Origin of the sequence: Agromyces sp. Marseille-Q5079, assembly GCF_051016555.1 — a bacterium.
Classification (GTDB): Bacteria; Actinomycetota; Actinomycetes; order Actinomycetales; family Microbacteriaceae; genus Agromyces.
The window spans coordinates 101,097-117,679 of record NZ_JBPEJF010000007.1 but is presented as its reverse complement, the minus strand read 5'-3'; the positions used below and the strand labels follow the sequence as shown (position 1 = coordinate 117,679).

Sequence of the window (16,583 nt, the reverse complement as noted above, 5' to 3'; positions counted from 1 at the left end):
TCGCTATAGCAGTATTCAAAAAACTCAGACGAACGGAGCCAACATGACCGAGGAACGCCCAACCTTCCTCTTCATGCCCGAGAGCGCCTACGGCCCCACGAACAACTGCATCGGCATCGGCAACGAACTGCTGAAGCGCGGCCACCGCGTCGTGTTCGCGGCCGAGCGGTCCTGGCAGGGCAAGCTCGAGGCGCTCGGATTCGAGGAGGACCTCGTCGACCTCGCGCCCGCGCCCGAGCCCGACGAGGGCGAGGCCGGCGGCGACGGCGGAGGCGACGAGGAGCAGGACGCCGGAGCGTTCTGGAAGGAGTACATCAAGGCCGTCTCGCCCGAGTTCCGCAAGACCACGGCCGAGCAACTCGAGACCGTCACCCTGCCGATCTGGGAGGAGCTCGCCACCGGGGCGAAGTACTGCGAGCCCCAGCTGAAGGCGATCATCGAGCGCGTCGCCCCCGACGTGATCATCGAGGACAACGTCATCGCGTTCCCCGCCCTCGTCACGGCCGGCGTGCCGTTCGTGCGCATCACGAGCTGCAACCCGCTCGAGGTCCCGGGCGACGAGGTCGCCCCGGTGTTCTCCGGGCTCGCCAAGGACGACCGCGCCGCGTGGGCCGCGTTCCGCGCCGAGTACGAGCGCACCCACCGCCCGCTCTGGGAGTCCTACAACGCATGGGTGCAGGAGCAGGGCGCCCCCGCGCTGCCCGACCTCGAGTTCATCCACCGCGGCGACGAGAACCTCTACGTCTACCCCGAGGTGCTCGACTACGTCGACGAGCGGCCGCTCGACGAGACCTGGCACCGCCTCGACTCCTCGGTGCGCGAGACCGAGCAGGCGCCCGCCGACCTGCCCGCGTCGTTCACCGACGGCTCACGGCCCCTGATCTACTTCAGCCTCGGTTCCCTCGGATCCGCCGACGTCGAGCTCATGCAGCGCGTCATCGCCGCGCTCGCCGACCAGCCCGTGAACGTCATCGTCTCGAAGGGGCCGCTGCACGACGAGTTCGAGCTCGCCGACAACATGTGGGGCGCCGAGTTCCTCCCGCAAACCAAGATCCTCCCGCTCGTCGACCTCGTCATCACGCACGGCGGCAACAACACCACGACCGAGGCGCTGCACTTCGGCAAGCCGATGATCCTGCTGCCGCTGTTCTGGGACCAGTACGACAACGCCCAGCGCGTGCACGAGCAGGGGTACGGTCTCCGCCTGGCCACGTACGGGTTCACCGCGCCCGAACTGCAGCAGGCCGTGGCCGGGCTGCTTGCCGACACCGGCCTGCGCGAGCGCATCGCCGCCGTCGGCGCCGACATCCGCTCGCGCGACGGCGTCTCCGCGGCGGCCGACCTCATCGAGCGCGTGCGCTCCAGGGAGACCGTGTGAGCCACGACACCACGGTGGCGGATGCCGCGGTCGAGGCCCTGCGCGGCGCCGCGCCCACGGCGTACTGGACCGATCGCGTCGAGGCGCCGGGCGCCCGCGCGAGCCTCGACGGAACCATCGAGGTCGACCTCGTCGTCATCGGCGGCGGATTCACCGGACTCTGGGCGGCGTGGCAGGCGACCGAGCGCGACCCGTCCCGCTCGGTCGTGCTGCTCGAGGCCGAGCACATCGCGCACGGGGCGACCGGCCGCAACGGCGGCTTCGTCGCGGCCTCGCTCACGCACGGCCTGACGCACGGCGAGGCGATCTGGCCGACGCAGGTCGCGGCGCTGCAAAAGGAGGGCGACCGCAACCTCGCCGACCTCGTCTCGGCCATCGAGGGCGCGGGCATCGACTGCGACCTGCGCCGGGCCGGCAAGACGACGCTCGCCATCGAGCCGTGGCAGGTCGACGGCCTCCGCGACGCGCAGGCGCTCGGCGAGAAGTACGGGGTGCCGCTCGAACTGCTCTCGCGAGACGAGGTGCGGGCCGACGTGCACTCGCCCACCTACCTCGGCGGACTCCGCGACCGCACCGGCACCGTGCTCGTCGACCCCGCGAAGCTCGCGTGGGGCATGGCCGCCGAGCTCGAGCGCCGCGGGGTGCGCATCTTCGAGGCATCCGCCGCCACGGGCCTCGCGCGACGCGGCGCGGGCCTTCGCGTGTCGACCGAGCACGGCGGCGTCGACGCCCGCGACGTCGTCATCGCGACGGCCGCGTACCCGGCGCCCCTGAAGCGGCTGGGCAACTACATCATGCCGCTCTACGACCACGTGCTCATGACCGAGCCGCTCAGCGAGGCGCAGCGCGCATCCATCGGATGGGCCGACGGCCAGGGCCTGACCGACGCGGGCAACCAGTTCCACTACTACCGGCCCACGGCCGACGGGCGCATCCTGTTCGGCGGCTGGGACGCCGTGTACTACTTCGGCGGCAAGGTCGATGCGAGCCTCGAGCAGCGCGACAGCTCGCACGAACTGCTCGCCCGGCACTTCTTCGAGACCTTCCCGCAGCTCGCCGGGCTGCGGTTCGCGAACCGGTGGGCGGGGCCGATCGACTCGACCACGCGGTTCACCGCGGCCTACGGCACCGCGCTCGGCGGGCGGGTCGCCTACGCGGTCGGGCACACCGGCCTCGGCGTCGGCGCCTCCCGATTCTCGGCGGATGTCGCGCTCGACCTGCTCGCGGGCGAGCCGACCTCGCGGCTGCGCTACGACATCGTGCGCAAGCGGCCCTTCCCGATTCCGCCCGAGCCGTTCCGCAACCCGATCATCCAGTTCACGCGGCACTCGATCCTCGCCGCCGACGCCGATCAGGGCCGCCGCAACCTGTGGCTGCGCACCCTCGACCGCTTCGGCCTCGGCTTCAACTCCTAGCCCCGGGCGGCGCCCGCCGCCCCGACCGCACGACCGCGACGCGGCATCCGCCACCGGGCCCGTCACCTGAAAGGACCACCTCATGACCACCGGAACCTTCATCGGCGACTACCGCGCCGGCACGGGCGGCGACACCGTCATCACGAACCCGGCGACCGAGCAGGAGGTGGCGGCGTTCACGGCATCCGGCGTCGCCGACGTCGACGAGGCCGCCGCCGCAGCGCGTGCGGCCCAGCCCGAGTGGGCCGCGAAGACGCCGGGGGAGCGCTCGCTCGCCCTGCTGAAGCTCGCCGACGCCCTCGAGGCCGATGCCGAGAACCTCGCCCGCCTCGAGGTCGAGGACTCCGGCAAGCCGTGGACCACCGCCTACGACGGCGAACTGCCGTTCGGCATCGACAACCTGCGCTTCTTCGCGGGTGCTGCGCGTTCGCTCGACGGCACGGGAGCCGGCTCCTTCTCGAACGGCTACACGTCGATCCTCACGCGGCGCCCGGTCGGGGTCGTCGCGGGCATCACGCCGTGGAACTTCCCGCTCATCATGGCGATCTGGAAGGCCGGCCCCGCGCTCGCCGCGGGCAACGCGGTGATCGTGAAGCCCGCGCCCGCGACCCCGCGCACCACGCTGCGCTTCGCCGAGCTCGCGCTCCAGTCCGGCCTGCCCGCCGGGCTGTTCAACGTCGTGACCGGCGACGCGGAGGTCGGCCAGGCCCTCGTGACGCACCGCGAGGTGGACATGGTCAGCGTCACGGGCTCCACCCAGACCGGCAAGGCCGTCATGCGCGGCGCGGTCGAGGGCGTGAAGCGCGTGCACCTCGAGCTCGGCGGCAAGGCGCCGGTCATCGTGTTCAAGGACGCCGACCTGGGGGCCATGGCCCACGCGGTCGCCCTCGGCGCGACGTACAACACGGGCCAGGACTGCACGGCCGCGACGCGCGTGTACCTCGAGCGCTCGGTCTACGACGACGGCGTCGCCGCCCTGCGGCACGCGATCTCGCAGATCACGGCCGGCGACCCGATGGACGCCGAGACCCACATCGGGCCGCTCATCTCGCACGCGCACCGGTCGCGCGTCGAGGGCTTCGTCTCACGCGCCGTGTCGGAGGGGGCCGAGGCCCTCGTCGGCGGCCACGCCCTCGACCGCGTCGGCTCGTACTTCGCCCCGACCCTGCTCGTCGGTGCCGCCCAGTCGTCCGAGATCGTGCAGGGCGAGGTCTTCGGCCCGGTGCTCGTGGTGCTGCCCTTCGAGGGCGAGGCCGAGGGTATCGCCCTGGCGAACGACAACGCCTACGGCCTCGCCTCGTCGGTGTGGACCTCTGACGTCTCGCGCGCCCTGCGCGTCAGCCAGTCGCTCGACGTGGGCGTCACGTGGGTGAACGACCACCTGCCGATCGCCTCCGAGGCGCCGCACGGCGGGGTGAAGGGCTCGGGCTTCGGCAAGGACATGTCGATGGAGCCGCTGCTCGACTACTCGGTCACCCGCCACCTCATGATCCGTCACGCCGCTCCGCCTGAGACGACCGGCTTCCGTCCGGCCTGAGCCGGCGTCTCGGCCGGCAGGGGCAGCTCGTCGCCGTCGGGGCCGGCGAAGAGCTTCTTCGCGAGCGGCCGCATGGGCCGCGACAGCATGAGCCGCACGTTCAGGCGGGCGAGGGCCGACATGATCCGCGTGCGCGGAAGCATCATCGACACGCTGCCTCCGGGGATCTGCCGTGACCTCGCCGTGTGCGGCGAGAGCTGCTCCTCGAACCGGGCGAGGGCCGCCGCCAGCGCGACGGGGTCGCCGAGTCCGTCTTCGGACGACGACGAGGCGGCGGCCGCGGCATCCGCGATCTCCCGTGCGAGCAGGTACGCGGCGAGGATCGCCATCGCCGTGCCCATGCCGGTGAGCGGCGACCCGCAGGTGGCGGCGTCGCCGATGAGCACGACCCGGCCGTTCGACAGGCTCGGCATGTCGACGCGCGCGAGCTCGTCGAAGTAGAAGTCGTCGGCGCGCTCCATGGCGTCGAGGATGAGGCCGGCGTGCCATCCGCCGGCCTCGACGGCCGAACGGATGAGCGCCTGCTGCGCCGCGCGATCGCCGCGGAGTGCAGGGTCGGGCTCGGCGCGCAGGTTGATGATGGCCTTCGAGGTCGACGGGTCGCGGTCGGGTCGCACCCCGAACATCGCGCCGGGCACGAGCCGCATCGCGAACCAGCCGGGCTCGATGCCTGCGGGTGTCGGCATGGTGAAGAAGGCCGCGTAGCCGCCGATGTTCGTCACGAACTCCCCCTCGGGGCCGAAGGCGAGTCGCCTCGTCGCCGAGTGCACGCCGTCGGCGCCGACCACGAGGTCGTAGCGCTCGCGGCGGCCCGAGGCGAAGGTCGCGTCCACGCCGTCGGCGTCCTGCACGAGGGCGGTGAGGTGGTCGCCGTATCGGAGGTCGAGCAGGCCCTCGACCGGGCTCGATCCGGGTGCGGATGCCGCGGCCGCGCCGAGCGCGTCGAGCAGCACGTCGTTCAGGTCGCCGCGCGTGATCTCGACCTCGGCGACCGCGCCCTTGCCGTCGAAGTCCTCCATCGACATGCGACCGTAGACGCGCCCGCGGGCGTCGACGTAGTCCAGGCCGCGCTCGTTGAGCTGGTGGTGGCGGATGCCGGGCATGAGGCCCATGCGCTCGGCGGCCTCGCGGCTCGCACCTCGCAGGTCGACGGCCTGGCCGCCCGGTCGAGGTTCCGCCGCGCGTTCGACGACCGTGGTGCGGATGCCGGCCCGCACCAACTGGAGGGCGAGGGCGTTGCCGGCGATGCCGCCGCCGGAGATCAGGATGCGGGGTGACGTGCTCATGGGTTCGCCCTTCGTGGTGCGCGGAGTCAGAAGTAGTACAAACGTCTTACACGAATGTCTAACAAACGGTTGCACGAATGTCTAGTACATATGTCTCAGACGTTCGGCTATCGTGAGCGCATGGGTAATCGTGAGGACCTCCTGGCCGGCGCTCGCAAGGTGATCGTGGAGCAGGGGGTGGCCAAGGCGACCGCGCGCGACATCGCCGCCGCCGCCGGGGTGAGCCTCGCCGCGATCGGCTACCACTTCGGGTCGAAGGAGCAGCTCATCACCGAGGCGCTCATCGATGCGCTCGGCACGGCGATCGGCGACGGCATGGGCGACCTCATCAGTGCCGGCGCGGGGGAGTCGCCGCTCGACGCGTTCGTGCGCCTCTGGAACGGCATGCCCGAGATCTTCGCCGCGAACCGCGAGGCGCTGCTCGCGAGCCTCGAGAACACGCTGCGCATCGTGCGGAACCCCGCCGGACAGCAGCAGATGCAGGCCGCGGTCGACGGTGCGTTCGAGGGCATCGCCGAGGACTACACGGCCGCGCATCCGCAGCTCGACGACGAGCAGGCCAGGGCCCTGTCCGAGCTCAGCTTCGCGCTCGTGCAGGGCATCGCGATCATCTGGCTGCTGAACCCCGAGGGCACGCCGACGGGCGATCGGCTCGCCTCGGCGATCCGGGCGCTCGCGCCGGCTGCGCGGGTCGAGGTGGCGGGCGCCGCCCCTTCGGCGGACGACCTGACGGACGCGGGGTCATCGGCGTAGCATGCGGTCATGCCCGCGCGGCAGGTGTCGGCTCGAGACGCCCGGGGGATGGCAGCCCTCCTCGCTGGCCTCCTCGCGGTCTCGCTCACCGCCTGCGTCACCGGGGATGTCCTGGAGCTGGACGGCGCGACCCCCAGCCCTACCGAAACGGCACTCGAGCGTGACGTGCACCACGCGTTCTACAACGAGTACGAGCGCGCCGCGGTCGCCGTCATCGACGACGGCGACGTGGAGATCGTCTACCAACGCGCCGACGAGGACACCTTCTACGAGATCGCCTCCATCACGAAGGTCCTGACCGGCGAGCTCCTGGCGATCGCGATCGAGCGCGGCGAGGTCGGGCTCGACGACCCGCTCGGCGCCTACCTGCCGCTCGGTGACGCGCCCGCCGCATCCGTCACGCTCCGCTCGCTCGCCACGCACCGCAGCGGCCTGCCGTTCGAGCCGACCGACCCCGCCTGGGCCGCCGAGTCGGAGTCCGGCGGCAACCCGTACACCGCCACGCTCGACGAACTGCTCGCCTTCGCGCGGGTCGAACCCGTCGCACCGGCGCCGGAGTTCGCCTACAGCAACCTGGGTGCGGCGCTGCTCGGCCACGCATTGGCCGCCGCAGCCGGAACCGACTATCGCACCCTGCTCGAGGAGCGCGTGCTCGAGCCGATCGGCATGGACGACGCCGTGCTCGCCGAGACGCCGGAACAGGTTCCCGAAGGTCACGCGGGGGGTCACGACGTGTCAGGCGACCCCGTCGACCCGTGGTGGGGCGAGGGGTTCGGGCCGGCCGCGATGGTGCACACGACCCTCCCGGATCTCATCGCGCTGGCCGAGGCCGTGCTCGACGGGCCGCTCAGCGACAGCGTCGCCCTGGAGCCGATCGCACCGGGCACCAACCGCTTCGAGCAGATCGGCTACTTCTGGTGGATCATCGAGGAGCGCCCCCGCACGTTCACCGAGCATCCCGGGACCACCGACGGGTTCCGGAGCCACCTGCTCATCGATCGCGCCGCCGGCATCGCCTCGATCGTGCTCGTGAACTCGCAACGCGACATCTCCCCGCTCGCGTTGCGGTACCTCGTCGAGGCCGACACGCACGGAGACTGAGCCCGGACGGAGTGCGTGCACCGCTCGCGAGCCGACGACTCGCCTCGCCCTCAGTGGTTGCACTGAAATTCCCTCCGACCAGCGCATTCCGAGTTGGTTCGCTCGTATCCTGCTGGCATGTCGATCTCGAGGAGAAGCCGTTGGGCCGCGCCCGTCGCACTGGCCATGGGCGGATGCCTCGCGTTCGGCGTCGCGGGCTGCACAGTGCCGACTCACGCTGCCGTCGACGCGCCGACGGCGACTGCTGCGCAGCCCGGCGGCGCCTCGGGCGACGAGGCGCTCGCCAGGCTCATCCGCCCGTCGTTCACGGGTGACACCGACCGCGTGGCCGTGGCCGTGATCGAGGCCGACGGCGACGTGCGCACGGCGTTCCTCGACGCCGATGCGACCACCGCGTTCGAGATCGGGTCGATCACGAAGGCCTTCACCGGCGAGATGCTCGCCCAGGCGGTCGACCGCGGCGAGGTCGAGCTCGACGACCCGATCGGCGAGTACCTCGACCTCGGCGACTCGCCCGCGGCATCCGTCACGTTCGCCGCGCTCGCGAAGCACCGGTCGGGGCTGCCGACCTTCCCCGTCGACGACCCCGAGTGGGTCGACCGGGTGACCACCGCGGTGGAGGCCGGCGAGGACCCGTTCGACGAGACCCTCGACGAGCTGCTCGCCGAGGCGAGGTCGGTCGCCCTGGCGCCCGATCCGGGATTCGAGTACTCGAACATCGGAGCCGCCCTCACCGGCCAGGCGCTCGCTGCGGCGGCCGGCACCGACTACGCGAGCCTGCTTCAGCGGCGCCTGTTCGACCCGCTGGGCCTCGAGCACGCGATCCTGGCCCTCGACCCCGACGACGTGCCGGCGACGCACGCCGGCGGGCACGAGGCCGACGGGCGATCGGTCGAGCCGGCGACCCTCGCGGCCTACGCGCCGGCCGGAGGCATCCACGCGACCGTCGACGACCTCGTAGGCTTCGCGCAGGGCGTCATCGACGGCCCCATCGCCGACAGTGCCGCGCAGCAGGGCGTCGACGACATGGGCTACTTCTGGGGGGTCTCCGACCACGACGGCCGAACCGTGGTGTCGCACAGCGGCATGACCGCCGGGTTCTCCAGCAGCCTGCTCGTCGATCGCACCACGGGCACCGCGGCGGTCGTGCTGTGGAACGGCAACGGCGGGGTCGACGACGTCGGCGAGACGCTGCTCGAGTCGGTCGCGCCGCCCACGGACTAGGGGTTATCGGGCCGGCGTGCCGGCGTGCACGGCGCACTCCGTCGTGTCGCACGACTCGCAGACGACGAGCTGCGTGCGGCACGAGGCATCCGTGCAGTTGACGGTGCGCTTCGTCGCCGTGCCGCACACCGTGCACGTGCCGATCACGGCCGCGTGGTCGCTGAAGTCGATCGAGCCGCGCCCGTCGAACACGTAGAGCGACCCGTTCCAGAGTCCGTCGTCGCCGTAGCGCTCGCCGTAGCGCACGATGCCGCCCTCGAGTTGGTAGACCTCGCCGAAGCCGCGACTCGTCATGAGGCTCGAGAGCACCTCGCAGCGGATGCCGCCCGTGCAGTACGTGACGACGGGGCGCCCCTTGAGCTCGTCGTACTCGCCGGAGTCGAGCAGCTCGACGAAGTCGCGCGTCGTCTCGACGTCGGGCACCACGGCCCCGGCGAAGCGCCCGATCGCGGCCTCGAGCGCGTTGCGGCCGTCGAAGAAGACGACGTCGTCGCCACGCTCGGCCACGAGCTCGTGCAGCGCGTCGGGCGTGAGCCGAGTGCCGCCGCCGATGACACCCGCGTCGTCGACCTGCAGCTCGCCCGGCGCCCCGAACGAGACGATCTCGTCGCGCACCTTCACGCTGAGCTTCGGGAAGTCGAGCGTCGTGCCCTGCTCGTCGAGTCCGGTGCCCTCGCTCCACTTGAAGTCGATGTGCTTGAACGCCGGGTACTCGCGGGTCTTGCGCACGTACCGCTTCAGCGCGCCCATCTCGCCGCCGAGCGTGCCGTTGATGCCGTCCTTCGACAGCAGGATGCGCCCGCGCAGGCCGAGCGACTCCGCGAGGTCGCGCTGCCACAGGCGCACGGCATCGGGGTCGGCCAGGGGCGCGAAGGCGTAGTAGAGGAGGATCTTGGCGAGGGCCACCCGGAGATTCTACGAGCGGATGCCGGGAGCAGGCCGTGCGGGCGCCGTGGTGCTTGGGCGAGGGCGGCGACTCGGGGGTTGCTTAACTCGTAGCTTCATATACTGTTTATGACAGTACGAGTAATACTCCACGCATCACGACGAAGGTGAACCTCGATGACCGCACGCATTCCCGGTCGCTTCAGCGGCCGCACCGCCATCATCACGGGCGCCGGCTCCGGCATCGGCCGAGCCGTGACCCTGATCCTCGCCCGGGAGGGGGCGACCGTGGTCGCCTCCGACATCGCGGCCGACCGCTTGGGCGACCTCGCCGCCGAACTGCCGGGCCACGACCTGCGCGTCGTCGTCGGCGACGTCACCCGCGAGGACACCGTGCACGAGCTCGTCGACGCAGCGAGCGGCCGGATCGACGTGCTCGCCAACGTCGCCGGCGTCATGGACGGCGTGCTCCCCGCCGACGAGGTCGACGACGCGACCTGGCAGCGGGTGTTCGACATCAACGTCACCGCGGTGCTGCGCACCACCCGGGCCGTCGTCCCGCTGATGCGGGCGCGGGGCGCGGGCGTGATCGTCAACATCGCCTCCGAGGCCTCCTTCCGCGGATCGGTCGGCGGCGCCGCGTACACGGCTTCCAAGCACGCCGTCGCGGGGCTGACCAAGAGCACGGCCTTCATGTACGGCCCGCAGGGCATCCGCACGAACGCCGTCGCCCCGGGTGCCGTCGTCACGGGCCTCGATGTCTCGTGGCGATCCGAGTACGGTGCGGCGCGCACCGGCCCGGTCCTCCAGGCGACGATGTCGGCGCCCGCGACGGCCGACCAGATCGCCGGCACCGTGGCCTGGCTCGCGAGCGACGAGGCCGCGAACATCAACGGCGTCATCCTCGCCTCCGACGGCGGCTGGTCGGCGGCCTGAGCGGTCTGACGCGGCGTCACCCGCCCGCTCCGGCCCGCGCCCTAGGCTGGCGGGAGCGGATCGGAGAGGGGCGAGGGTGATCGACGACACGGCGCAACCCGACCTGCCGAGGGCGCTCGCACTGGCCTGGGGGGCGACGCCGTCGCCGCAGCGCGGGCCGAAGCGCGAGTTCAGCCTCGACCAGGTGCTCGACGCGGCCCTGGCGATCGCCGATGCCGACGGCCTCGACGCGGTGACCATGCCCGCCGTCGCCTCGGCGCTCGGACTCACGGCGATGTCGCTGTACCGGTACGTGGCCTCGAAGGACACGCTCGTGCTCCTCCTCCAGGAGCGCGGCATGGGCCTCCCGCCCGCCTCGATCGGCGCGGCGAACGGATGGCGGGCGGGGCTGGAGGCGTACGCCGAGGCATCCGGCGCCGTCTACCGACGCCACCCGTGGATGCTGGACATCCCGATCGAGGGCATCACGAGCACCCCGAACAACCTCGCGTGGCTCGAGGCCGGACTCGCCGCCCTCGCGGACACCGCGCTGACCCGGGCCGAACGCGTCGCCGTCGTGCTCCAGGTCAGCGGCCATGCGAGGTTCCGCGGCGTGGTCGAACGCGGATACGCCGTGCGCGCCGACGAGGCCGGAGCCGGGCTCTCGACGTTCGTGCTCGCCGAGGCGCGACTGCTCGACCGGCTCGTCACCGAGCAGCGCTTCCCCGAGTTGCACGCCACGCTCGGCAGCGGCGCCCTGACCGACGACCGCTTCGAGAACTTCGACTTCGGCCTTGCGCGCCTGCTCGAGGGCATCGCGCAGTACGAGGCCCGCGCCGCCGATCCGACCTGATCGGCTCGCGCCCCCGGCGTCGTGACGGTCGACGGGGGTAGCGTCCAAGCATGAGCGAGTTCCCCGCGATCGAGGAGTACGCGCTGCTCGCCGACGGCCGCACGGCGGCGCTCGTCTCGCGCGACGGCGGCATCGACTGGCTCTGCCTGCCGCGCTTCGACTCGCCGTCGGTCTTCGCCGCGCTCATCGGGGGTGAGGATGCCGGTCACTGGAGCCTGCGCCCCGCCGACGTGCAAGCGACGAGCAGTCGCGAGTACGACCGCGGCACGTTCGTGCTCCGCACCCGCTGGCGGAGCGCCGACGGCACGGCCGAGGCCGAGGTCGTCGAGTTCATGCCGCTGCGCGACCACGGCTCCGCGATCGTGCGCCGGGTCCGCGGCATCCGCGGTGAGATGGCGTTCCGCGAGACCGTGCGGTTCCGCTTCGACTACGGCTCGGTCGTGCCGTGGGTCCGCCGCGTGCACGACGATCGGCACGGCCACGGGCTCCTCGCGGTGGCCGGTCCCGACTCGGTCGTCCTGACCGGCCCGGGCCGCAGCGCCGACGACCGCTCGCACGTCGCGGAGTTCACGGTCGCCGAGGGGGCGACGATCGACCTCCGGCTCGCGTACGCGCGCTCGTGGCGGCATCCGTCCGCACCGGTCGACGTCGACGCCGAGCTCGAGGCGAGCATCGCCGGATGGCGGGACTGGGCCGAGCAGGCCTCGCTGCCGGCCGGGTTCGAGCGCGAGGTCGAGCGGTCGCTGCTCGTGCTGCGCGCGCTCACCCACGAGGACACCGGCGGCATCGTCGCCGCGGTCACGACCAGCCTGCCCGAGGTGATCGGCGGTGAGCGCAACTGGGACTACCGGTTCGTGTGGCTGCGCGACGCGGCCCTCACCGTGCAGGTGCTCGTCGACCACGGATACGTGGAGGAGGCCCAGGTCTGGCGGCGATGGCTGCTGCGGGCGATCGCGGGCGACCCGGCCGACCTCCAGATCATGTACGACGTCGGCGGTGGTCGACGGCTCGCCGAGGTCGAGCTGCCCGGCCTGTCGGGGCACCGCGGGTCCAAGCCGGTGCGCGTCGGCAACGCGGCATCCGAGCAGAGCCAGTGGGACATCTTCGGCGAGGTCATGGTGGCGCTCGACCATGCGCGCGAGGCCGGACTCGACGAGACGGCGTTCTCCTGGCCGCTGCAGCGCTCGCTGCTCGACTTCCTCGCCGAGAACCGGCGTCGCCCCGACCACGGCATCTGGGAGATCCGGGGGCCCGAGCGGGAGTTCACGCACTCGCGCGTCATGATCTGGGCGGCGTTCGACCGCGGCATCCGCGCCGTCGAGCGGCACGGCTTCGACGGCCCGGTCGAGCGGTGGCGCGGCATCCGCGACGAGGTCCGCGACGAGGTGCTCGCGCACGGCTTCGACGCGGACCGGAACACGTTCACCCAGTACTTCGGCGGCCACGAGACGGATGCCGCGCTGCTCCAGTTGCCCCAGGTCGGGTTCGTCGCGGCCGACGATCCGCGCATGCTCGGCACGGTCGCGGCGATCGAGGAGGACCTCCTGCGCGACGGGCTCCTGCTGCGCTACCGCACCGAGACCGGGGTCGACGGCCTCGACGGGGCGGAGCATCCGTTCCTCGCCTGCTCGTTCTGGCTCGTCGAGCAGTACGCGGCGACGGGTCGCCTCGACGAGGCGGAGGCGCTCATGGCGAGGCTGTGCTCGTTCGCGAACGACGTCGGCCTGCTGAGCGAGGAGTACGACGTGGCCGGGCGCACGCAGATGGGCAACACCCCGCAGGCGCTGTCGCACCTCTCGCTCGTGCGGGCGGCCGATGCGCTCGCGAAGGCCGGGTCGCCGGCCGACGTCCGGCGGTCGGGTAGCGTGTGAGCATCATGCGCCCGATGCCGCTCGAGCCCAACAGTCGCCGTGTCGCGATCGGCTCGCGCCTGCGCGCGGCGAGGCAGGCGCAGCAACTCACGATCGACGAGGTCGCCGGGGTCACGGGGCTCACGAAGGGGTTCCTCTCGCGGGTCGAGCGCGACATGACCTCGCCGAGCGTGTCGTCGCTCATCACGCTCTGCGACGTGCTGTCCATCTCGGTCGGGTCGTTGTTCGAGGCGCCCGATGTGCAGTTCGTGCCGGCCGGCACCGGCCCGCGCATCAATCTCGGCGGCATCGACACCGAGGAACGGCTGCTCTCCGCGCGAGGCGAATCGAGCGTGCAGGTGATCCGGTCGGTGATCCAGCCGGGTGGGCACGGCGGCGACGAGCTGTACGCGGTCGCCGCCGAGGTCGATGTGCTGCACGTGCTCTCGGGCGCGATGCTCGTGCGCTTCTCCGACCAGGACTGGGAGCTCGGCCCGGGCGACAGCCTGACGTTCAACGGCCATGAGCCGCACAGCTGGCGGGCCCTCGGCGACCACGGAGCCGAGGTCATCTGGGTGCTCGCGCCCGCGCTCTGGAGCGCGTGAGGCCGGTTCGCCCGTGAGGTGACGGATGTCGCCCGCCCGTGACATCCGCTCACGGATCACTTGACGCGCCCGCACGGCGCGGCTATCTTGGCTCCAGTCGCAGATGCCTGTGGCGAAACAAAAGATTCCCTGCAAGCAACACAAGCAACGAGGAGGTTGCGAGATGACGCAGCCGATCGGTCCCGTCGACAGCTCCAAGACGCCGCGCTACGCCGGCCCCGCGGGATTCGCGCGCCTGCCCCGCCTCGACCAGGTCGAGCACGCCGACATCGTCGTCGCGGGCGTCCCGTTCGACAGCGGCGTCTCGTACCGCTCGGGGGCGCGGTTCGGGCCGACGCACATCCGCGAGGCCTCGCGCCTCCTGCGTCCGTACAACCCGGCGCTCGACGTCTCGCCCTTCGAGGTCGCCCAGGTCGCCGACGCGGGTGACATCGCGGTGAACCCCTTCAACATCGGCGAGGCGATCGACTCGATCCAGGCCGCGGCCCTCGAGCTCACCGAGAACGGCACCCGCCTCGTCACCCTCGGCGGCGACCACACGATCGCCCTCCCGCTGCTGCGGGCGGCGGCCGAGCGCCACGGCCCGGTCGCGCTGCTCCACTTCGACGCGCACCTCGACACGTGGGACACCTACTTCGGCGCCGAGTACACGCACGGCACGCCGTTCCGCCGGGCCTTCGAAGAGGGCATCATCGACACCGAGGCGCTCAGCCACGTCGGCACCCGCGGCCCGCTCTACGGCAAGAAGGACCTCGAGGACGACCGCCGCTTCGGCTTCGGCATCGTCACGAGCGCCGATGTCTACCGGCAGGGCGTCGACGAGGTCGTCGCGAAGCTCCGCGACCGCATCGGCGACCGCCCCCTCTACATCTCCATCGACGTCGACGTCATGGACCCGGCGCACGCGCCCGGCACCGGAACCCCCGAGGCCGGGGGCATCACGAGCCGCGAGCTGCTCGAGATCCTGCGCGGCTTCGTCGGCCTGAACCTCATCGGCGCCGATGTCGTCGAGGTCTCGCCGCCCTACGACCACGCCGAGATCACCGGGGTCGCGGCATCGCACCTCGGGTACGACCTCGTGTCGCTGCTCGCCCTCCGCCACGAGGCATCCGCTCATGGCTGATCGCGAGCACGTCCGCAACGGCGGCGACGTCGTCGTCGAGACCCTCGAGGCGCTCGGCGTCGACCACGTCTTCGGCATCCCCGGCCAGCACGCGCTCGGCCTGTTCGACGCGATCCGCCGCAGCGGGCTCGAGTTCGTCAGCTCGCGCGTGGAGAACAACTCGGCGTTCGGCGCCGACGGGTACTCGCGCGCGACCGGCGAGGTCGGCGTGCTGTTCCTCTCCACCGGGCCGGGGGCGCTCACCGCGCTCGGCGCGCTGCAGGAGGCGTACGCGACGGGCGTGCCCCTGCTCGTCATCACGAGCCAGGTGCCGCGTCGCGGTCTCGGCGGTACGCGCAAGGGCCTGCTGCACCAGCTCGACGACCAGCAGCGCAGTGCGCAGAACGTGACGAAGAGCACCGCGGTCGTCCGCGAGGCGGCGCAGATCCCGTCGGCGCTCGCCGATGCCTGGGCGCTCGCGCAGGCTGCACCGGCCGGGCCGACGTGGGTGGAGATCCCCGAAGACGTGCTCCTCGAGGCCACTGACGTGCCGCCCGTGCGTTCGGCGGTCGTCTCGATCGCCGAGCGGATGCCGCGGGCCGAACTCGTCGACGAGGCGGCGGCGCTCCTCGCCGGGGCGCGCAGGCCGGTGATCCTCGCCGGAGGAGGTGTGCGTCGATCCGAGGGAGGACGTGCCGCCCTCCGGCGTCTCGCGGAGGCGCTCGATGCCCCGGTCGTGTCGACCGTGGGCGGAAAGGGGGCCATCGCCTTCGATCACCCGCTCTCCGCCGCATCCTGGATCGAGGATCGGCACACGACGGAGCTCCTCGAGGAGGCCGACGTGCTCCTCGCCGTCGGCACCGCGATCGGCGAGGTCACGAGCAACTACTTCACGCTCGCGCCGCGCGGCAGGCTCGTCCAGGTCGACGCGGAACCGCGGGTGCTCGGCTCGAACTTCCCGGGACTCGGCATCCACGCCGACGCCGCGCTCGCGCTCTCGGCCATCGCCGACCGGCTTCCTGCACGGCCGGCGGATGCCCCGGCGCGCGGCGCCGACATCGCCGCGCGACTCCGGGCCGACGTCGAGGCACGTCTCGCCGCGCAGGACCTCGGCCCCGAGCTCTCGCTCATGGCCGACGTGCGGGCGGCGGTGCCGGCCGACGCGCACACCTTCTGGGACATGACGATCGCCGGCTACTGGGCGTGGTCGGCGTGGGACCCGAAGGACGGCGAGTTCCACTCCGCGCAGGGATCGGGCGGCCTCGGCTTCGCGTTCCCGGCGGCGCTCGCGGCGGCGATCGGCTCCGGCCGTCGCACGCTCGCGGTCTCGGGCGACGGCGGGGCGATGTACTCCATCGCCGAGCTCGCCACCGCCCGCCAGCACGAGGCCGACGTGACCTGGCTCATCATCGACGACGGGGGATACGGCATCCTCCGCGAGTACATGACGGACGCGTTCGGACAGGCCACCGCCACCGAGCTCGCCCGTCCAGACTTCGGGGCCCTGGCGCGCTCATTCGGCGTGACGGCCCACGAGTCGACCCTCGAAGACGTGGGTGCGACCATCGCCCGCACCTTCACCGAGCCCGGCCCCGCCGTCGTGGTCGTGCCCGCCGTGCTGCGCATGTTCGCGCCGACGCACCTGCTGTAACCCGACCCTTCCCTGACGCAAAGGATCC

At 72.1% G+C, this 16,583-nt stretch carries 14 protein-coding genes; 12 read left to right on the top strand and 2 right to left on the bottom strand.

Features of this window, described 5'->3' with window-relative positions:
* Nucleotides 1–43 precede the first annotated feature (43 nt).
* The 3 genes from ACR3IO_RS15515 to ACR3IO_RS15505 all read left to right on the top strand — a co-directional run bounded on the left by ACR3IO_RS15515 (nt 44) and on the right by ACR3IO_RS15505 (nt 4,330).
* Entirely contained in the window at nt 44–1,378 is a 1,335-nt protein-coding gene (locus ACR3IO_RS15515; RefSeq protein ID WP_434072124.1) for a nucleotide disphospho-sugar-binding domain-containing protein, read from the top strand.
* Nucleotides 1,375–2,793 (top strand): NAD(P)/FAD-dependent oxidoreductase, encoded by a 1,419-nt coding sequence (locus ACR3IO_RS15510; RefSeq protein WP_434072123.1) that lies wholly within the window; start codon nt 1,375–1,377, stop codon nt 2,791–2,793. The genes ACR3IO_RS15515 and ACR3IO_RS15510 overlap by 4 nt, the downstream gene beginning before the upstream one ends.
* Before the next feature lie 82 nt (nt 2,794–2,875).
* The gene (locus tag ACR3IO_RS15505; protein ID WP_434072122.1) at nt 2,876–4,330 is read left to right on the top strand and encodes an aminobutyraldehyde dehydrogenase; all 1,455 of its coding nucleotides are present in this window, start codon (nt 2,876–2,878) and stop codon (nt 4,328–4,330) included.
* Here ACR3IO_RS15505 and ACR3IO_RS15500 read toward each other — a convergent pair.
* Entirely contained in the window at nt 4,288–5,616 is a 1,329-nt protein-coding gene (locus ACR3IO_RS15500) for an FAD-dependent monooxygenase (protein ID WP_434072121.1), read from the bottom strand. The genes ACR3IO_RS15505 and ACR3IO_RS15500 overlap by 43 nt on opposite strands.
* Before the next feature lie 120 nt (nt 5,617–5,736).
* On the opposite strand from ACR3IO_RS15500, the gene ACR3IO_RS15495 reads away from it, so the two are divergent.
* The 3 genes from ACR3IO_RS15495 to ACR3IO_RS15485 all read left to right on the top strand — a co-directional run bounded on the left by ACR3IO_RS15495 (nt 5,737) and on the right by ACR3IO_RS15485 (nt 8,694).
* Entirely contained in the window at nt 5,737–6,369 is a 633-nt protein-coding gene (locus tag ACR3IO_RS15495) for a TetR family transcriptional regulator (RefSeq protein WP_434072120.1), read from the top strand.
* 48 nt (nt 6,370–6,417) lie between these two features.
* Entirely contained in the window at nt 6,418–7,470 is a 1,053-nt protein-coding gene (locus ACR3IO_RS15490; RefSeq protein WP_434072119.1) for a serine hydrolase domain-containing protein, read from the top strand.
* A 117-nt stretch (nt 7,471–7,587) separates the two neighbouring features.
* A complete protein-coding gene (locus ACR3IO_RS15485) occupies nt 7,588–8,694 on the top strand; it encodes a serine hydrolase domain-containing protein (protein WP_434072118.1) in 1,107 nt (368 codons plus the stop codon).
* Between the two features lie 3 nt (nt 8,695–8,697).
* Here ACR3IO_RS15485 and ACR3IO_RS15480 read toward each other — a convergent pair whose 3' ends face one another.
* The gene (locus ACR3IO_RS15480) at nt 8,698–9,600 is read right to left on the bottom strand and encodes a rhodanese-related sulfurtransferase (RefSeq protein ID WP_434072117.1); all 903 of its coding nucleotides are present in this window, start codon (nt 9,598–9,600) and stop codon (nt 8,698–8,700) included.
* Between the two features lie 156 nt (nt 9,601–9,756).
* On the opposite strand from ACR3IO_RS15480, the gene ACR3IO_RS15475 reads away from it, so the two are divergent.
* The 6 genes from ACR3IO_RS15475 (at nt 9,757) to ACR3IO_RS15450 (ending at nt 16,555) form a co-directional block, all read left to right on the top strand.
* Nucleotides 9,757–10,515 carry an SDR family NAD(P)-dependent oxidoreductase gene (locus ACR3IO_RS15475; protein WP_434072116.1) on the top strand — a complete coding sequence of 253 codons (759 nt, stop codon included), beginning with the start codon at nt 9,757–9,759 and terminating at the stop codon, nt 10,513–10,515.
* Between the two features lie 76 nt (nt 10,516–10,591).
* Complete coding sequence (locus ACR3IO_RS15470) at nt 10,592–11,347, top strand: TetR/AcrR family transcriptional regulator (protein WP_434072115.1); 756 nt, start codon at nt 10,592–10,594, stop codon at nt 11,345–11,347.
* A 50-nt stretch (nt 11,348–11,397) separates the two neighbouring features.
* On the top strand, nt 11,398–13,218 hold the full coding sequence (locus ACR3IO_RS15465) for a glycoside hydrolase family 15 protein (RefSeq protein ID WP_434072114.1): 1,821 nt from the start codon (nt 11,398–11,400) through the stop codon (nt 13,216–13,218).
* A 5-nt stretch (nt 13,219–13,223) separates the two neighbouring features.
* The gene (locus tag ACR3IO_RS15460; RefSeq protein ID WP_434072113.1) at nt 13,224–13,802 is read left to right on the top strand and encodes a helix-turn-helix domain-containing protein; all 579 of its coding nucleotides are present in this window, start codon (nt 13,224–13,226) and stop codon (nt 13,800–13,802) included.
* 163 nt (nt 13,803–13,965) lie between these two features.
* The gene (gene speB / locus ACR3IO_RS15455) at nt 13,966–14,925 is read left to right on the top strand and encodes an agmatinase (protein WP_434072112.1); all 960 of its coding nucleotides are present in this window, start codon (nt 13,966–13,968) and stop codon (nt 14,923–14,925) included.
* Nucleotides 14,918–16,555: a thiamine pyrophosphate-binding protein gene (locus ACR3IO_RS15450; protein ID WP_434072111.1), complete on the top strand. Its 1,638-nt coding sequence runs from the start codon at nt 14,918–14,920 to the stop codon at nt 16,553–16,555. Before speB ends, ACR3IO_RS15450 begins: the two co-directional genes overlap by 8 nt.
* Nucleotides 16,556–16,583 lie beyond the last annotated feature (28 nt).